Genomic DNA, 18636 nt, shown 5'->3' with positions numbered 1-18636 from the left:
GCACGTGCAGAACACCCATAGAAAACTCTATGAATGATGAAGAATCATCAAATTAGTTAAAGCGTGGGGGTTTCCATAAATTGGAAAGATCAGATGAGATGAAATTTTGATTTAATGGAGAAAAAGTAGACTGTTCCGCAGGTAAAAAAATCATCGACTGCAAAACATCCAGCGCTGTAGATGTATATGCAATTTTAGAAAATGACATAATACAATCTTGCTTAGACATACATGATGGATCATGTAATTGCTTCTTAATCTTTACCTCAGCTTTCATACAATCCATGTGCATAGCACTTGCTTTTTCATGATCTTCAGAATTCATCATTTGCATGGATTGTGTATCTTGAGATGACATTAAACATGGGCTATGTACAGATGCAGCAGCTGCTGCCGATCCTACAATTAGGATAGCAAAAGATAAAAACAGCGATAAGCATGTCCTTAACAAGTGCATAACATCAAGACCAAAATTTAACCTTTTTAGTTTTACAGATTATCCTGTAAATAACAATCCTATAATTAATTAAACTAATTCATTAAACAGCGGTTGTTGGTTTATATCAACAACCGCCTTCTAAATTAAAACCGACTTATAACTTGATAAGTTATAAAGGAAAATAAATAAGCCAATGAAAAGAGATATACAGCCATTACGACTGGTTGTTTCCAACTCCCTGTTTCTCTTCGAATGGTCGCTAGTGTTGCTAAACAATGCGGGGCAAAGATAAACCAAACTAACAATGACATACCTGTCGCTAGCCCCCATCCATCCGGACCAGATATTTGAGATAATAAAGTCTGGGTAACTGCATCTTCATCACCAGACATTGCATAGATCACCCCTAACGCAGCAATAATCACTTCACGAGCTGCCATTGCAGGAATCAAAGCAATACAAATTTCCCAAGTAAATCCAATCGGAGCAAATATTGGATGGATTAGATGCCCTAACTGTCCAGCAATACTATAATTGATTGGTGGCATTGTTGGATTATCAGGTGGTAAAGGGAACGTTACCAAGAACCATAATAAAATAGAAAGTGCGACAATAATTCCACCAACTCTTTTTAAGAATATAGTTGCTCTATCATAAAGCCCCAAAGCTACATTTCGAACATCTGGAATACGGTATGTAGGTAATTCAAAAATGAAAATACTTTCAGTTTTATCTTTTCTGACTAATTTCAGGAATAAAGAAACCAATAAAGCGGATACGATTCCTGACATGTAAAGCCCGAACAGAACTAGACCTTGTAAACTGAGCCAACCATAAACCAACTTGTTTGGAATGAATGCAGCGATCAGCAAAGCATATACAGGTAGTCGTGCAGAACACGTCATTAAAGGTGCAATCATAATCGTTGCTAAACGATCTCTTTCAGAGCTAATACTTCTAGTCGCCATGACTCCGGGAATTGCACAAGCAAAGCTCGAAAGTAGTGGAATAAATGAACGCCCACTTAAACCAGCTTTAGACATCAGCTTATCTAACAAAAAAGCAGCTCTAGGTAAGTATCCCGATTCTTCTAAAATTAAAATAAAGAAAAATAAGATCAGAATTTGAGGCATGTACGCGAGTACACTACCAGCACCTGCAATTACACCATCAACGACCAAACTTCTTAAAAGTGGATGAGTAATCAGAGGTCCTATCGCCCCACCAAACCATGAAATCGAATCCTCAACAAAGGAAATTAACGGTTGAGCCCAAATAAAGACAGCCTGAAACATTACAAACATGGTAAAGGTCAATATTAATAATCCAAAAACTGGATGTAAGAATATTTTGTCCAAGAAAGCCGTTCGTTTATCACCATTATCATTTTTCAAGATGACTTGTTTTGTAATATATTTGATTTGGTCAAAGTGACTCAGATCAGAATGATAAGGGGCAACAAACAAATTCTTTTGATCCAATTGGGTCAATAGCCCCTGAATGCCTTTTGTTTTTACAGCTACTGACTCAACAACAGGAATACCTAAAAGCTGAGATAGCTTCGTTGTATCAATTGAAATCCCACGCTTTCTAACCTCATCCATCATGTTAAGAACAAGTAACATTGGTCTGTTTAAAGCCCTGACTTCAAGTACAAGACTTAAATGAAGATGAAGATTCGTAGCATCGACAACACATACAAAAATATCAGGTATAACTTCGCCTTTTAATTCACCAAAGCATACTGCTCTAGTTACCTCCTCATCTAAACTGCTCGGTTTTAAACTATAAGTCCCAGGCAAATCCAATACTCGAACGGTATCACCAGATGGCAGTTTAAAAAATCCCTCTTTCCGTTCTACCGTTACCCCAGCATAATTTGCAACTTTTTGACGAGTCCCTGTGAGGGTGTTAAAAAGTGATGTTTTACCGCAATTAGGATTACCAACAAGTGCAATATTTTTAGTGTCCATTGGTAATCTCTACAAAAATTCGTTCTGCTTCATTTTTTCTTAAGGCGAAACGTGAGGTTTCGATTTGAACCAACACAGGATCACCACCAAAAAGCCCTTTCGCAAGCACTTGTAAGGATTCACCTACTCTAAAGCCCAGCAGTTCTAAACGCTCCAGAACAGGATCATTTTTATCTTGATACTGTTCACCCTTTTTAAGATCAATGATTTTTACAGTCTGGTCTTGCTTTACTTGAAATAAATTCATTGTCAGCACCCTACTTCAACGCCAAAATTTTTCGAGCGCCATTCAGTACAAACAGTGAAACAAGAATACCAATAATCAAATCTGGGTAAGCTGAACCAGTCCATGCAACAAGTACACCTGCTAAAATAACCCCCATATTTACTATTACGTCATTAGCTGAAAAGATCCAACTCGCTTTCATATGGGCTCCGCCATCTCTATGCCCAGAAATGAGATACAAGCACGTCACATTGGCAATAAGTGCTAAGAAGCCAATAATGATCATCAAATCTGACTCTGGTTCACTACCGAACATGAAACGTCTGACAACATCAATAATAACGATCAAAGCTAATAAAAGTTGAATCCATCCTGCAAAATGAGCTGCTTTTAATTGGTATTTAGCCGCTTTCCCTACCGCGTAAAGTGCTATACCGTAAACGGCCGCATCAGCAAACATATCAAGAGAGTCCGCAATGAGCCCCGTCGATGCGGCAATAATTCCACTTATGAACTCAATAAAAAAAAGAACACCATTAATCGCTAGTAATAATTTAAGGACTTTCGCCTGCTTAGTCGGATCTGGTGTTTCAGGCAATTCCCCAGTGGCTTTTACTGTTTCCACGAGCTTTGCACCAAAACCTAGGGCTTCAAGTTTTGTGGTAATTTCATTAATCCCATTGGTATGGAAAACAACTAACTGTCTTTGCGCCAAATCAAAAGATAAACCTTTAACTTCATGCAAGGGAGAAAGTGCCATTCTTACCATTTGCTCTTCTGCCGAACAATCCATCTTCGGAATCAGAAAAGTACTAGCTTCTTGTGCTTGTTCTTTATTTTCATAAGCTTCAGTTTTATTTAATTTTGCCCCAAATCCAAGAGCTTCAAGTTTTGCAGTGATTTCATTACTTTCACCATTATGCAGAACTTTTAGGTTTCGGTTCGGCAAATCAAAAACCAAGCTCTTAACATCTACCAATGAAGATAAAGTCATCCGAACCATTTGTTCCTCTGCGGAACAATCCATTTTCGGGATGCTATAGTCACTGATGAAAGTCGCTGTATCTTCACTCCCCCTAATCTTTTCAGGTGAAGTTATCGAATCCGAACCACAGCATGAATTCGACTGCTTACTACCGCATGAATCTTTTTCATCAGGGTTAGGTTCTTGCTGTACCTCATTATCGCAACAAGAACTTTCACTTTCTTCTGTAGCTAAATCTTTAATTTTACAAGAATCTGTTTTTGATTCATTTTGTTTTTGCTTAGTGTCTTCACAAGAACTTTCTTGATTACAACCGCAACCACTCATTGATGTGCCTATAGTCATATCTTCACGTATTGCATATTAAAATCCCTATAGCTACTATAGAGTCAATAGATCAGGTGACTTGAAATGAACTTAAAAATTGGTGAATTATCTCAGCTATCCGGTTGCCCTGTTGTTACAATACGGTTTTATGAAAAAGAAGCTTTATTACTAGCCCCTAATCGTTCGGAAGCTAATTATCGACTTTATAACAAAGACCACTTAGAGCGACTTCTATTTATTCTTAATTGCCGAACTTTGAATATGAGCTTGGACGAAATAAAAATTTTATTAGCATACAAAGACAAACCTTGTGGAAACTGTAGTTCTATTAACATCTTAGTTGATAAACATATTCATCAATTAGAGCAGAATATCCAAAAACAGATTCAGCTTAAGCAACAACTTTCTGATTTAAGAAGCAAATGCTCTGGTTTTTTGGAAATTAACTCTTGTAAAGTACTTGAAGGGTTATCCGTAAGTTTAAAATAATTAAGAATGAATAATGGAATATCACCATTATTCATTCTTAATAAAATATTTAGAAAACTAATTCAATACCTGCCCCGTATAACCACCCCTTTTCAGAATTTGTAGCTTCTTGAAAAGTTGTTAATTTCTGTCCTTTTTCATATTGATAAGCGACATCAACAAATGGTCTTATACGCTTATTAATCTCGTAACGAGTTTTTAGACCTGTCTTTAACTCAGACAAACCTGACTTTGTAGCAAAATCAGAATTATCATTAAACACAATATCTGCTGCAATATATGGCTGAGTAATTAGCTTTTGAGTGAGTAATAGATCTCGATCAAACTCAAAACTGGCTCCCCAAAAATTATTTTCACCACCATAAAGGTAGGCTTTTGTCTCAAAGAAATAAGGTGCAAGGCCTAATAATCCAATAACGCCATCAATGCGATTACTATTACGGTTATTTTTGTCCTCACTATACCTTACCCCAGCTTGTACATCCCAAAATGGTGCAACATTTCTACTGTAAAGAGCTGATACATCATATTTGGGATCATTACTCTCCGCTTTATTCATATTAGCTTCAACAAACATTCGATTTTCATCTGTTCCAATCAATGCCTCGAAACTCGAACCTAAGCTGCCCTTTCCATCTTTATCAACTATCCACTCATTGGAAAATTTAGTTGTCTGATAAATTTGCCCACCATGCTCGTTCATATGATTTTGGCTAAAAGCTAAAGTTTCAGACCCTTTGCTGTTTGAAGACTTTTGATCAGTATTACGTTCAACATAGCCTAATCCGCCTGATTCGCGTAAAAGCACACTCATACTTGACGTACTCTTATTTAGATTTTCAGTCGAATTATCATTCGCAAATGCCATACCCGCTAAGCCAATTAAAGCAACAGATAAAATTGTTTTTGAATATAACTGTTTAGTGATGTGCATGTTGATTCACTCCCTCATGGCTAGTTTGAGGTTGGGCAACGATACTTTTCGTATCATCATCATTGCTATCTACATTTGCCACAATGAGTTTGTTCATCATTCCAGCTGCCATGTGATATAACAAATGGCAGTGGATAGCCCATTCACCCAATTCATCAGCAGTAAGTAAAGTTGTAACTGTTTTCCCCGGTGGCACAATGATCGTGTGTTTATTTGGCATATTACTTGGATCTTGACCATTTTCAAGCTGCATAAACATACCGTGCAAGTGCATTGGGTGAGCCATCATACTGTCATTCACAAATTTCAAGCGTATACGTTCCCCGTATTTCACTTTGAATGGTTCTGTTTCATTAAACTTCTTACCATTAATTGTCCAAATATAGCGCTCCATGTTCCCACCAAGACGGATTTCCATTTCACGTTCAGGGGCACGAGTATCTGGTTGAGGCTTTAAAGATTGTAAGTCACTATATTGAAGTGCTTTTTGACCAACAGGTGTTGAAGCATTTGCCCAGCCATATACAACATCACCATTCTTTTCTTGTGTAGGTGCATTAGATGTAGTCATTTGCATGCCATGGTTCATACCTGACATAGATTGATCTTTTGAGCTGTCTGTCATAGACGACATATCGTGATCCATGCCTTTCATTGAAGACATGTCATGGTTCATTCCAGACATTGACTGATCTTTTGAGCTGTCTGTCATAGATGACATATCGTGATCCATACCTTTCATTGAAGACATGTCGTGATTCATGCCCGCCATAGAAGACATATCATGCCCCATCCCCATATCTTCCATAGTTAATAAAGAACGAGGACGTGACTTCGGCATTTTGATTTGATTTATTGGAGGAGTATTCTCATCATGTAAGGAACCAACTGAAAAACCACTCCTATCAATTGATTCTGCTTCAATTTGATAATTTGATTGTTTGGGTTCTACAATAACATCATACGTTTCAGCCGTCCCTATTCTGAATTCATCAACCGGAACAGGTTTCACTGGTTGCCCATCTGCACTGACTACCGTCATTTTCAAGTTAGGGATTCTGACGTCAAAGAATGACATTGCTGAGGCATTAATAAACCGAAGACGTACTTTTTCACCCGTCTTAAAATTACCAGTCCAATTTTGTTCTGGAGTCTTACCATTCATCAAAAAAGTATATTTTGTCACATCAGACATATCTGTCTTGAGCATTCGCATCTGGTTCCACATCGAACGGTCTTGCCATGTTGCTTTTAAACCATCTTTTTTAATTTGTTTAAAAACATCAAAAACAGTTTCACGACGGTTCTGATAATAGTCAGCTTCTTTCTTTAGATTATTCATGATTTTATCACTAGTTGAATCATGAAAATCTGAAAGTAATACGACATAATCCTTATCTGTTTTCTCAGCTACAGTTAAAGGTGTCCTATTTTTGGGGTAAATGACTAACGGACCATACAAGCCCTCTTGTTCTTGACCTTTACTATGCGAATGATACCAATAGGTACCATTTTGGCGTACCTTAAACTTATATTCGTAGGTCTTATTAGGGGCAATACCGTCAAACTGATTAAATCCGGGTACGCCATCCATGATGCCCGGTAGAATTAACCCGTGCCAATGAATAGAAGAATCTTGTTTTTTTAGCTTGTTATGGACACGAATAATAGCATCATCACCTTCCTCAAACTCAAGAAGAGGTGCAACAAATTTCCCATTAACCGTAATTCGTTTTAAAGGCTTACCTGTGATATTCACCGTTTGCTCAGCGATTGTTAAATCATATTCTTTAACTGCTGCCACAACCCAAGTTGATGAAAATAAACCGACTCCTATTAAAAGGACATGCGTTAATTTTGTAGACATTTATTTCACCTATCTAATATAAGGATGGGAGAATCAAGCAAACCTATTATTCGCTTTAATTTCCCCCGATCTTTCATTTATCGTATTTGTTATTTATTTGATGTATTTGACATGTTCATCTTTGAGTGGTCCATGTTCATCATACTGGAATTATCCATATTACTCATTTTAGATTGCCCCATATTCATCATCTTAGAATGATCCATCTGAGACATATCCGTCATGTTACCATGCTCATGCTGACTATGATCCTGTTGGGTTTTATCATCATTCTTCATATTACAAGGTTTTTGACATTTCTCTTGCGTCTTTGAATCGGCTTTAATTTCAGACACAACTGTAGTTCCTTGTTTCACATCTGCTGCCCAAGACTGAGTTCCTACAATTAAAGTACCAACACACATAAGAGTGGTTAAGCTACGGCTGAATAGAGTTTTCATGTTTTGCTCCAAAAATTAACTTTATGTAAATACCTTAAAGGCCTTCACTAAACATCTATGTGACATGAAAATGACATTTTTGTAATCTACAACGAATCACGTATTTATAACGTTATTATGTTCTTAATGAGTGATATGGGATTTTTATCAATGAGAATCTTACTAGTTGAAGATGAACAAAAAACCGGTGACTACCTTAAACAAGGTCTATCTGAAGCTGGGTATATAACGGATTGGGTAACGGATGGATTATCTGGTAAACATCAAGCGCTTTCCGAAGAATATGACCTCATCATTTTAGATGTGATGCTTCCAAAGCTAGATGGTTGGGATATCATTTATGATATCCGAAAAAGTGGCAAAACTATGCCTATTCTTTTTCTTTCAGCACGTGATCAAATTGAAGATCGTGTGAAAGGCTTGGATTTAGGTGCTGATGATTATCTAGTCAAGCCTTTTGCTTTTGCTGAGTTATTAGCACGAATTAAAAGCTTACTCCGACGGGGACAACAAAAAGAAGATAGTAACCTTATTACAATTGCTGATCTTGAACTTGATCTTCGTAAACGCCGCGTCACTCGCGCTGGGCAACGTATTGACTTAACAGCTAAAGAATTCGCGCTGATGGAATTATTTATGCGTAGACGTGGTGAGATATTACCTCGTACGCTCATTGCCTCTCAAATATGGGACATGAATTTTGATAGTGATACCAACGTTGTAGAAGTCGCTATCAAACGTTTGCGCAGTAAAATTGACAGTAATTTTAGCCCAAAGCTGATACAGAACATACGTGGAATGGGGTATGTTTTAGAGGTAGAAGATGACTCGTAAATTGTTTAATGCAATCAGCTTTCGTATAGCAATCATCTTTTCTCTTTCTACTGTTATCATCTTAATGATTATGGGGTTGGTTATTCACAAGCTCGTAATGCATCATTTTGAAGCTCAAGACCGAACTCAATTAGAAGGCAAAATTCAACTTATAGAGAATCTACTTGAACAGAACCCATCTAACTCTCAAGAACTAAATTTATATTTAAAAGATGCCTTAATTGGACATCACGATCTGATTGTTCAGATTGAACGTCCAACAGGTCAAGTTATTTTTAGCTCAGCACCATCAGTAATTCATCCCCAAGCACTCAACAAATCAAAACAAGATCCATGGCTTGAATGGAAAATTAAAAATAAGACTTATCGTGGATTAATTTATAAAAAGACTTTTGATCATAATGACTCGTTTATATCAGCTCAGATTATTGTTGGAATCGATACCTCTGAGCATCTACATTTCTTAAATGACTTTAGACGTCAACTTTTATACATTGGATTTGTGGGTACAATTTGTTTAATGTTCTTAGGGTGGTTCGCAGCATGGCGAGGGCTACGTCCAGTACAACAAATGGCAAAAGTAGCAGAGGGTATCTCAGCCCAACATCTTTCTGAACGTTTAGAAGTCGAAAATACTCCAACCGAACTTAAATCACTGGCTGTCGCTTTTAATGATATGTTAGATCGGCTAGAAGCCGCAGTAGAAAAACTTTCAGATTTTTCATCTGATCTTGCTCATGAAATAAGAACACCTATTAACAATTTGATGACTCAAACTCAAGTATGTTTATCTCGTAGTCGAAATATTAATACTTATCAGGAAGTTCTATTTTCAAATTTAGAAGAGTTTGAGCATTTAGCTCGCATGGTCTCTGATATGCTATTTTTGGCAAAAGCAGAACATGGTCTACATTTACCTAACCTACAACAGGTTAATTTAGTTAAAGAAGTTTCAGCATTATTTGATTTTTATGATGCTATCGCTGCTGAAAAGGGAATGTCACTCGAACAGAGTGGTTCAGGTAGTATAAAAGGTGATCCTTTAATGCTACGCCGCGCTTTAAGTAATTTGTTATCGAATGCAATTAAATATGGCAAATCAGATTCGGTCATCAAAATCAATTGCCAACAAAGCTTTGATAAAACTGTTTTTACAATTGAGAATGAAAGCTCACCTTTATCATCAGACCAGCTAAATCGATTATTTGACCGTTTTTATAGAACAGATGCTTCCAGACAGCGAGTTGAGGAAGGTACTGGCTTAGGGCTAGCAATTACCAAATCTATTCTTGATGTGCATGGAGCTTCCATTCAAGCGACTTATAACGAGGGACATATTTCTTTTAAAATTATCTTTAAAAATTAGTGATATCTCGGTTATTAAGCACTCATTCTAATGATGCTTACCACTCATTAACTTACGCTAATGAGTGGTAAGTCGTGATTATTTTTGATGACGTAATCGTAAGGCATTACCAATTACCGATGCTGAGCTTAGGCTCATTGCTAATGCAGCAATCATAGGCGAGAGTAACCAGCCAGTAAATGGATATAAAATACCCGCTGCTAAAGGAATACCTAAAGCATTATAAAGAAATGCGAACATAAGGTTCTGCTTCATGTTTTTAATGGTTGCTTCTGATAATGAACGAGCAATTTCAATACCACGTAAGTCACCTTTTACTAATGTAACTTGGGCACTATTCATTGCTACATCAGTACCCGTGCCCATTGCGATTCCAATATCAGCTTGAGCCAAGGCTGGTGCATCATTAATTCCATCACCAGCCATAGCAACAATTCTCCCTTCTTTTTGCAATTTTGTGACCAAATCTAATTTATCAGCAGGTTTAACCTCACCATAAACCTCACTAATTCCTAACTTAGCCCCAACTGATTTTGCTGTAGTTAGCCCATCACCTGTTGCCATGATGATTCTTAAACCTGAGTCTTCCAACGATAAAAGGGCCTCTGGAGTGCTTGCTTTGATTGGATCTGAAACTGCCAGAAGACCTAGCAGTTTTCCATCGGCTGCCAAATACATAACACTGGCACCTTCAGCTCTTAATACCTCTGCTTGTGGAATAAGAGTGTTAACAGATATCCCTAATTGCTTCATCAGTGCCGTATTGCCTAGCGCTAATTTTTGTCCGTTTATCTCTCCATTAACACCAATACCTGAACCTGATTCAAATGAAGTAGGTTTACTTAAAGTAAGATTTCGCTCACGGGCGGCACGTACAATTGCATTTGCTAAAGGATGCTCACTGCCCTGATCTAAACTCGCAGCTAAACGGAGGACTTCATTCTTTTCATATCCTGAAGTGGCTACTACTTTATTGAATGATGGTTGTCCTTCTGTCAAAGTTCCTGTTTTATCAATAATCAATGTATCAATTTTACGTAGATTCTCTATTGCGGCAGCGTCTCGAAAAAGTACTCCATTTGATGCACCTCGCCCTGTTGCTACCATAATTGACATTGGCGTAGCTAATCCCAAAGCACATGGGCATGCGATGATTAAAACAGCTACTGCATTGATTAATCCATAAACCCAACTAGGTTCAGGTCCGAATAGCCCCCACCCCAAAAAAGTTAGAACAGCAATACCTATAACCCCCATAACAAATCGTCCTGCAACATGATCCGCCATCCGCTGCATAGGTGCTTTTGAACGTTGAGCCTGAGCAACCATTTGCACGATTTGAGAAAGTACGGTTGATGATCCAACTTTTTCTGATCGCATCACCAATGAACCATTCATGTTCATTGTTGCACCAATGACTTGATCACCCACACGTTTTGTAACTGGCACAGGTTCACCAGTTAACATCGATTCATCTACAGAGCTTGAACCTTCTGTAATGACTCCATCAACAGGAACTTTTTCACCGGGGCGTATCCGTAATAAATCGCCTACGTGTACATGAGATAGTGGAATATCTTCTTCTATACCATCAACACTGATTTTTCTTGCTGTTTTAGGTGCTAGCCCAAGTAGGGATTTAATTGCCGCTGAAGTTTGGGAACGTGCTTTTAACTCTAGCACTTGACCTAACAATGTGAGAGAAATAATCGCTGCGGTCGCCTCAAAATACACAGCAACACGCCCCATAGATACAAATGAGTCTGGAAATACTTGAGGTACTATTGTTCCAACAAGGCTGTATATAAAAGCAGCTCCTGTACCTATTCCAATCAAGGTCCACATATTTGGACTCCGATTCCAGATTGACTGCCAACATCTCACAAAAAATGGCATTCCTGCCCACAAAACAATTGGTAAAGTCAGTACCAGTTCAATCCAGCTTTGCACCTGCATTTCGAACCAGTTCAATTGATGACCAAACATTGCTAAGAAAACTACAATAATGGTTAGCGGTAAGGTCCACCAAAATCTATGCTTAAAATTCTTGAGTTCTGGGTTTTCATCAGCGTCATCTAAGTCAGGAAGTAAAGGCTCTAACGACATACCACAGATCGGACAATTTCCCGCATGGTTCTGTCTAATTTCAGGATGCATTGGACAAGTGTATATCGTGAAGGTATTAACATGAGCAGGCTGATTAACTTCATTTGAATCCTCACCATCCCTCTTTTGTGGTTCTTTTAACGTAACTACATTCTCAACTTTAGTAATATAAAAATGAGGATCACTTTTAAACTTTATGTGGCATTTCTCACTACAAAAGTAAAAAGTTCTATTTTTAACTTCTTCATAAAACTTGGATGCTTCTGTAACTGTCATACCACAGACAGGGTCAGTAAGTCTGTTATTGAGTACTTTGTTTTCATGATGATGGTCCATAAAAGCCTCCTTCATATTTAATTTTTTAAATTAATAATTTCATTAAGATGGAAATAGACTCCCTCTTATTAGTTTGTTTAGTGATCATTGTTTTCTTTAAAGCCAGTGTACCACTTGTGGTTTTTTAATTTTTAAAATGACAAAAATGTAATTTTGAAGTCATCGGGATGTTTCTCTCATCCTTTAATAATAAGCGTGAGAAAGGTGATGACCAAGCAACCAATTGATGCATTTCATTCGGTCATTACTGAGCCCAAGATTAGTTTAAAGAGGATGAAGAAATGAAAATTTTCAAAAATAAAATGTCAGCTCTACGTAACACTCTCGTAGGTGCAACACTGATTGTTACTGCTTCAAGTGCATTTGCACACGTGAAACTTGAAAGTGCAATTCCTGCGATCAATGCTTCTGTAGCAAGTCAACCAAAAAACATAACACTCAATTTTGGTGAAGAAGTCATGCTAATGAACGTTAAGTTACTTGATGCCCAACGTAAGGATATCCCTTTGAACTACCAAATAACTCATGATATGAAAAAATCATTTGACGTAGCGGTTCCAAAACTAAAAAAAGGAAAATATACGGTGGTTTGGACCACAATGGGTACCGATGGCCATAACATGAATGGTGAATATAATTTCACTATTAAATCGGCAAAATAACAATGAGTGAAAATAGTCAACATGCCAGCAGCTTGCTGGCATGTTGCTATAATAAAGGGAGAAAAATATGATTCCTGAGACTTGGATATATGCAACATGGTTGGTTAAAGTCATTTTATATTTAGGGATTGCATTTGTTATTGGCGGTGCTTTCTGCTATTTCTTACTTGGACGTTATGTTGAAATCAAGGAGACTATTCTAAAATACATGACTATTGGTACAGGTTTAGGCCTTTTTTCAAGTGTTCTCGGCTTCTTCATTCTTATAGGAAGTTTTGCCAACACTGGCCTTTCAGGTATGTGGGATAGCAACTATATAAATATACTAGTCAATACTCCTACTGGACATGTCTCTATCATTCGATCAATCAGTTTTGCACTTTTACTCATATTTATGATAGTCAAACTTAGTAAAGGGACGATTGATATTTCCAAAACTGAAGGAGCAATCTTTACCATACTGCTCACACCAATCGTTTTAAGTTTTTCACAACTCGGACACGTCACGAATTTACCCTTATTCGCTCAAGCTTTGTTATCAATACATGTACTTGTAATGTCCTTATGGATGGGGTCGCTTTATCCATTATGGAAAACAAGCAAAAAAATTAATGGCTTACCACTTAAAGAACGTATGCATCTATTTGGGCAAATAGCAGCCTTTATTGTAGGAATACTCATCGCTTGTGGTCTTAGTATTGCTTTATTACTCTTTAAAGATTTTAATACTCTAATCAATACACCTTATGGGCATGGATTTATTATTAAAATATTATTTGTCCTAAGTATTTTATTGTTAGCAGCCTTTAACAAATGGTATTTCACACCTCGCTTACAAGACCCGAAATTTGCGAAACAATTGGGCTATGCCATTTTATTTGAGATGTCATTAGGTCTATCAATTCTTTTAGCCACTGGTTATATCACCACTGTAGTCGGTATTGAGTAAAAAAGGATCACGCTATGACTTCATGGATGAAGTACAATTTATTATTTTTCATTTTTTTGAATACGACATCATGGGCTGAACCTAGCACTTCAAAAACGATTCGCTCCTTAGATGATACCGAATTACGTAATATCACTGATCATAATCATGGCGACACCAAAGTCGAAGAGAATAAAGACCATCATTCTAAAGATAAACAACTACGTAATGAAGATAGTAGACAACAAAAAGTTATAAATGGATTAATGTTACAAAAGCCTAACGTACTACCGCCCTCCAAATAAACGATACTTAAGTAATGTTTATTGATTCAATAAGTAGTTCAAATTTTTTAATAAAAAATAGTAGCAATATTACTGTTGGGGGCTTCTTAGCCCCCAACAGTATTTAATTCAGAGCTTGAACCGACTGCTGTAAGCCTTTCTGAATATCTTGAACATGAGTGAGATCATGCGTTTGCTGATGCTCTGTTTGAGATTCAACGCTGTAAAACTCCTCCACTATATCCAAACCCTCTTCACCTCCCACCTCAAAGCAGGCATTACCATAACCCTGCCGTGCCACATGATCCAAAGCCTCCTGATAGAACCCTGCTGTCTTACTTTGTTCATCCATCTGTTTGGCTGAACTAATCGCATCTTTCAGGTTTGTGCCATCACGTAAAGTCAGATCCACGTAGTAGATCGGGGTACGGTAACTTTGTGTGGTGCTTTTACCTCGCAAGGTCAATTGCAATGGCAAACAAGAAAGTAAGTCACCCGATGCTGCGTGATAGTAACGAAGTCGAGCTGCCAAAGTGCGGATGCTGTTAAAGCCTGTGGTTCTAAAGATGAAAGTACCAAACTCATCTGATTCATCTAAGTTGACGTAGAGTCTGCCATAGGGCTTGCATAATCCACCCTGTGCCAATGGACATAAATCAGGGGATGGACAAGGATGTTGTTCAATGCCATTTTGACCGAGTCGCTGACAGCTTTCGCCATTGCCTGAACAGATTAAACGTCCAGTTTGGCGGTCAAATAGGCTGTACTCTGCTCTTAAGTTGAGATCGGGATCATTGAAGATCATGCGGACTGGAATGCTTCTCAGCTTTTGGTTCTGATTGGGCGCTTTGGCACGTAGTTGCTCATCCAGTGGATGTTTGACCCACCCATCTTTATTTTGGATTTGGCTGGTAATGGTAAATTGATCATCTTTTTCAGGCAGACGTTTTCCATTCTTTTCGACAATTTTGCCGATACTGATACGCCCCAACACAGGTGGGGTAATAGCTAAACCTTTAATCATGATGATGTACTCTATATAGATGTTGAAATGGCGTTTAAATTTGGATAAATAAATTTTGGGCATAAAAAATCCCATACTTGTTTGGGGTATGGGATCAGTTGGTTGGGGTGTTAGTTAAATTGAAATGGGTTACTTGGGTATCAGCCCTATCCACCATTCGGATAAATCTGAAAGCGTCGTGTTCCTGCTTTGGTTTGGGGAAATTGCTGTAGGTATTCAGGATGCTGTTTAAGCAATGATTTACTGTCTAGGCTGATTGAGTCTTGTGATTTCTTCCATGTGACTGAACCACCTGTAAATACCGCTCGCTCTGCTTCTTTCATCATCATTTGTAGTTGATGTTTCAGTTCATCAAAATACTGCTGGTGTTGTTCAACTTTATGTCGCTCCTCTAGTAACTGATTAAACAAATAATTAGCTTGTTCATTTTGGGTCAGGTCTTCTACTGTTAATGGAATCTGTTCAGGATAAAGTTGTTGCAAGGCTTTAGCTGCTGAATCCGAAGCATCTACACTGGGTGGAATACCTGTTTCGACACATTGCCAGAAATGACGTTCCGCATTAATGATGTGCTGAATCACAGTTTCATTACGAGTCACTTTATAGATTTTGGTTTCATGCCCACAGATCAAGGCACAAATATGCGCTGCCTGTTTACCTGTCACTGCCAATTGATGCTGTACCTGACACAGCACATATAAAGGCACGCCATCTCGCCATAGTTTTGCGCCATATTCCCCCACGGTTTTACATTCCAAAATTTGCACTTCTTCATTACCGACTACAGCATAATCCAAGTTCGCCAACATAAACTGTTTGTCTTCATCAGGGTGTTGCAATACTGCATTAACTCGACGGACTTTATGATTGGTGTGCATGCTGTAGTATTCAGCCACCAAAGGTTCTAGCTTTTTTCCCCAGTACAAGGGTGCGTAACCTGCACTTTCATCCTCGATGTTTTGTTGCATCCGCCCTGTCTTGATCATCCACAGTTCCAGCATCGACATATAGGGATTCAGTCCACAGGCCGTTGCTGCATCACTGCTGCCAATACCCTGTTTTCTGACTTCTAACCATTGTTGATAGTTCATCTGTTTGGTGTTGGCAAGTCTTTTTGCTGTAAGGGCTTTGGTCTTTCGTGGTTGCGTATTCGGTCGATCTCGTTTGGTTCGGGTTCCCACCTCAATCTGCTGAATGGATTGATTTAGATTCGGTAAATAGGGTTGTAGTGGTGGGTTATTTAGCGTGTTTTGAATTTGAGTATGACTATTCATTGCAATTATTCCTGTATCGATAAAATCGTAAAAGCTGAATTTTGGGCATAAAAAAGCCGCATGAGGGTGCGGCTAAAGGTGTTGCTGTGCTTGTACGGTGTTACTGTATGCTTAGGCTAATGGAGCTGGCTTAATTGAAACTGAATTTAGGCAATCATTCTCAATGCCTGTTCCAGACCACGCTGTTTAATGGCAGCCCCTGCACCAAACCATGCTGAATCGAGTCGATGATCGGTACTCATCGCTCGACGTTCATGGTCACAGAACTCGGTGATGCTGCACAATAATCCATAAGCGGTATCCTTGGCTGAACTCAGTTCTGCACCACGTCCATGTCCGTTAAACATGGTCATGACTTTCGACATGGCACGTCCATTTGGCTCGGTTTTATTGTCCGCTTTGGTTGGGGTGTTGATGCCTTGGTTTGGCATAGCAGCATTTCGATAGAACTGAATGATGCTTTCATCTTGTTCAGCCATAGTTAGGTTGGTATTGTTAAACACCGCATCAAAGAAGGCTGCTGCTTCCTGCTGAGTTACCTTACGCTGGCTCAGTTGTTTCATTTCATACATGTGTTCATCCCATGCACGGACTGAAATACCCAACTGTTGTTTAACTTTCTCAGCATCGAAACGAGTGCTGTGTGGGACTTTAACCACACCTGCACTGGTATTTTGTCCTTTGAGAGCAATTGCCAAAGTATTGTTACATACCACCCGGATACTGGTGAACTGTGCAGTGGTTGCTAGAGTGCCATCACAAGCCGTCGCTAGTAGAATATAGCCATTACTCACATCCTTACCCTTGAGTGCTGAAGTCTGTCCAGTCTTGGCTAATGCCCAGAATTTCTTGCCACCTTTCAGTACCCCTGCGGTTTCCAGTTCAAAGCCTGATTGCTCCGTCAGGTCTTTGTAGAAGTGTAGGATTTCCATCGGTTGGACTTCTTGAAAGCGTTGGCTGACCACGGATAAAGGTGCATGCGTATCTGAACGGTAAAGCACTCGTTGTTCTTCAAAAGGCATGATGATGCTTTGTCCACGTTCATTCTGTGCCATGTAATTGACATCCGAGGATTCTATCCGCCAGTCCATGCCTGCTTGTTGTGCCCAAACCTCGATGGGTTGGTTTGGTGTGAGTTCATTGCCTAACCCATGCCAAGGGGTTTGTCCAGTGAATGCCATAGTTTCAACTAAATGTGCCATAAGAATAATTCCTGTATCGATTTTGAATGGGTAAAAGGGTTCGATTTAAATTTTGCTAAATACTTAATTGCGTAAATTCGGGCTAAAGCTGCGGTCACAGTTGTTGCAGTAATACTGTTTGCGATAAGTTGGGTGAAGCGGTTGTTGCTGTTCATCTTCAGTGATCAACATCCAGATACCGCCAATCAGTACCCCAACGATTGCACCTGCAATTGGAGGAATATTCAGGCTTTTGGAAACACTCACTCCTAATGTGGCAAGTGCCATCGGTGACATCACACTATTGGAAATGGGGTTATTGGTTGAGGTACTGGGTAAATGTTGGGTTGATTCAAGCAGTACCGTCTCTCGGGACTGGCAATAAGGACATGGCAAACTCATTGTGGTATTTCCTGTAAATGAATAAAAAAACCTGCTGGGGAAGCAGGCAAAATGATTGCAATGTAGCTGAAGCATGTATTGGTGCTATCTCAAATGGAGAAACACTGTTCTCAATTAGATGCTATGTATTTGTATTTTTTTAGAATGCGTTTTTTTTCATCAGTTTTAGGCAATTTTTGAATGATGATTAAACAGATCAATTGACCTGTTTTTTAGCAGCGATTATGATGCAAGGGCTGACCTACATTGTCAGTCGGTTTTGACAGACCGCTCATCTAGCGCATCGGAGTTTATTCATCTGAGTATTCTTTGTATGTGTAAAAACCTTCTCGTCCCCCTTTGCGGTAGAACGGGAGGGGGACGCGTTCGCGCGTGCTGGTTCTAGATGTCCAGTCTGTCAACCCCTTTTCGTTCTGCCACCATAATCAATTGACAGTGATTCGGTAGAACTTCTAATTCATCTAGGAGTCAACCATGACGCAATTTACTGTGCTTTATTATTCCCCTGCACTTTCTCTGCCTCTCAGGCATTTTATTCCAATTCATTTATCACACGCTT

18 protein-coding genes are annotated in these 18636 nt (G+C 38.7%); 6 read left to right on the top strand and 12 right to left on the bottom strand.

What is annotated here, in order from left to right:
* Positions 1–52 precede the first annotated feature (52 nt).
* The 4 genes from F907_RS10830 to F907_RS10845 form a co-directional block, all read right to left on the bottom strand.
* On the bottom strand, positions 53–457 hold the full coding sequence (locus F907_RS10830; protein WP_004699723.1) for a hypothetical protein: 405 nt from the start codon (positions 455–457) through the stop codon (positions 53–55).
* Between the two features lie 125 nt (positions 458–582).
* Positions 583–2412, bottom strand: a complete 1830-nt coding sequence (gene feoB / locus F907_RS10835; RefSeq protein ID WP_004699721.1) for a ferrous iron transporter B — start codon at positions 2410–2412, stop codon at positions 583–585.
* Positions 2402–2659 carry a FeoA family protein gene (locus F907_RS10840; RefSeq protein WP_004699719.1) on the bottom strand — a complete coding sequence of 86 codons (258 nt, stop codon included), beginning with the start codon at positions 2657–2659 and terminating at the stop codon, positions 2402–2404. The genes feoB and F907_RS10840 overlap by 11 nt, the downstream gene beginning before the upstream one ends.
* 10 nt (positions 2660–2669) lie before the next feature.
* Positions 2670–3950 carry a cation efflux transmembrane domain-containing protein gene (locus F907_RS10845; protein WP_004699717.1) on the bottom strand — a complete coding sequence of 427 codons (1281 nt, stop codon included), beginning with the start codon at positions 3948–3950 and terminating at the stop codon, positions 2670–2672.
* Positions 3951–4034: 84 nt separating this feature from the next.
* Here F907_RS10845 and cadR point away from each other — a divergent pair, with 84 nt between their 5' ends.
* Positions 4035–4439, top strand: a complete 405-nt coding sequence (gene cadR, locus F907_RS10850) for a Cd(II)/Pb(II)-responsive transcriptional regulator (RefSeq protein WP_004699715.1) — start codon at positions 4035–4037, stop codon at positions 4437–4439.
* 49 nt (positions 4440–4488) lie between these two features.
* Here the strand turns inward: cadR and F907_RS10855 are convergent, their stop codons facing one another.
* The 3 genes from F907_RS10855 to F907_RS10865 all read right to left on the bottom strand — a co-directional run bounded on the left by F907_RS10855 (position 4489) and on the right by F907_RS10865 (position 7680).
* Positions 4489–5373 (bottom strand): copper resistance protein B, encoded by an 885-nt coding sequence (locus tag F907_RS10855; protein ID WP_004801527.1) that lies wholly within the window; start codon positions 5371–5373, stop codon positions 4489–4491.
* Complete coding sequence (locus F907_RS10860; RefSeq protein ID WP_016651920.1) at positions 5360–7240, bottom strand: copper resistance system multicopper oxidase; 1881 nt, start codon at positions 7238–7240, stop codon at positions 5360–5362. The genes F907_RS10855 and F907_RS10860 overlap by 14 nt, the downstream gene beginning before the upstream one ends.
* Before the next feature lie 89 nt (positions 7241–7329).
* Positions 7330–7680, bottom strand: a complete 351-nt coding sequence (locus F907_RS10865; RefSeq protein ID WP_004801531.1) for a hypothetical protein — start codon at positions 7678–7680, stop codon at positions 7330–7332.
* A gap of 150 nt (positions 7681–7830) precedes the next feature.
* On the opposite strand from F907_RS10865, the gene F907_RS10870 reads away from it, so the two are divergent.
* Positions 7831–8514 (top strand): heavy metal response regulator transcription factor, encoded by a 684-nt coding sequence (locus tag F907_RS10870; RefSeq protein ID WP_004722337.1) that lies wholly within the window; start codon positions 7831–7833, stop codon positions 8512–8514.
* A complete protein-coding gene (locus tag F907_RS10875; RefSeq protein ID WP_016651919.1) occupies positions 8504–9880 on the top strand; it encodes a heavy metal sensor histidine kinase in 1377 nt (458 codons plus the stop codon). Before F907_RS10870 ends, F907_RS10875 begins: the two co-directional genes overlap by 11 nt.
* 78 nt (positions 9881–9958) lie before the next feature.
* On the opposite strand, the gene F907_RS10880 is transcribed toward F907_RS10875, so the two are convergent.
* Positions 9959–12322 (bottom strand): heavy metal translocating P-type ATPase, encoded by a 2364-nt coding sequence (locus tag F907_RS10880; protein ID WP_016651918.1) that lies wholly within the window; start codon positions 12320–12322, stop codon positions 9959–9961.
* Between the two features lie 281 nt (positions 12323–12603).
* On the opposite strand from F907_RS10880, the gene F907_RS10885 reads away from it, so the two are divergent.
* The 3 genes from F907_RS10885 (at position 12604) to F907_RS10895 (ending at position 14217) form a co-directional block, all read left to right on the top strand.
* Complete coding sequence (locus tag F907_RS10885) at positions 12604–12984, top strand: copper resistance CopC family protein (protein ID WP_004722340.1); 381 nt, start codon at positions 12604–12606, stop codon at positions 12982–12984.
* A 67-nt stretch (positions 12985–13051) separates the two neighbouring features.
* The gene (locus F907_RS10890; RefSeq protein WP_004801541.1) at positions 13052–13933 is read left to right on the top strand and encodes a copper resistance D family protein; all 882 of its coding nucleotides are present in this window, start codon (positions 13052–13054) and stop codon (positions 13931–13933) included.
* Positions 13934–13947: 14 nt separating this feature from the next.
* Positions 13948–14217 carry a hypothetical protein gene (locus F907_RS10895; protein WP_004722342.1) on the top strand — a complete coding sequence of 90 codons (270 nt, stop codon included), beginning with the start codon at positions 13948–13950 and terminating at the stop codon, positions 14215–14217.
* Between the two features lie 103 nt (positions 14218–14320).
* On the opposite strand, the gene F907_RS10900 is transcribed toward F907_RS10895, so the two are convergent.
* From F907_RS10900 to F907_RS10915, 4 genes are all read right to left on the bottom strand, one after another.
* Positions 14321–15220: a recombination directionality factor gene (locus F907_RS10900; protein ID WP_004801544.1), complete on the bottom strand. Its 900-nt coding sequence runs from the start codon at positions 15218–15220 to the stop codon at positions 14321–14323.
* A gap of 146 nt (positions 15221–15366) precedes the next feature.
* The gene (locus F907_RS10905) at positions 15367–16494 is read right to left on the bottom strand and encodes a YqaJ viral recombinase family nuclease (protein WP_004801545.1); all 1128 of its coding nucleotides are present in this window, start codon (positions 16492–16494) and stop codon (positions 15367–15369) included.
* 146 nt (positions 16495–16640) lie between these two features.
* Positions 16641–17696 carry a DUF932 domain-containing protein gene (locus F907_RS10910; RefSeq protein WP_004801549.1) on the bottom strand — a complete coding sequence of 352 codons (1056 nt, stop codon included), beginning with the start codon at positions 17694–17696 and terminating at the stop codon, positions 16641–16643.
* Positions 17697–17759: 63 nt separating this feature from the next.
* On the bottom strand, positions 17760–18077 hold the full coding sequence (locus F907_RS10915) for a hypothetical protein (protein ID WP_004801552.1): 318 nt from the start codon (positions 18075–18077) through the stop codon (positions 17760–17762).
* Between the last annotated feature and the right edge of the window lie 559 nt (positions 18078–18636).

Source organism: Acinetobacter colistiniresistens, from assembly GCF_000413935.1.
In the GTDB taxonomy this organism is placed as follows: domain Bacteria; phylum Pseudomonadota; class Gammaproteobacteria; order Pseudomonadales; family Moraxellaceae; genus Acinetobacter; species Acinetobacter colistiniresistens.
Note: the sequence above shows the minus strand (reverse complement) of the source record. Positions and strands in the feature narration are given on the sequence as shown.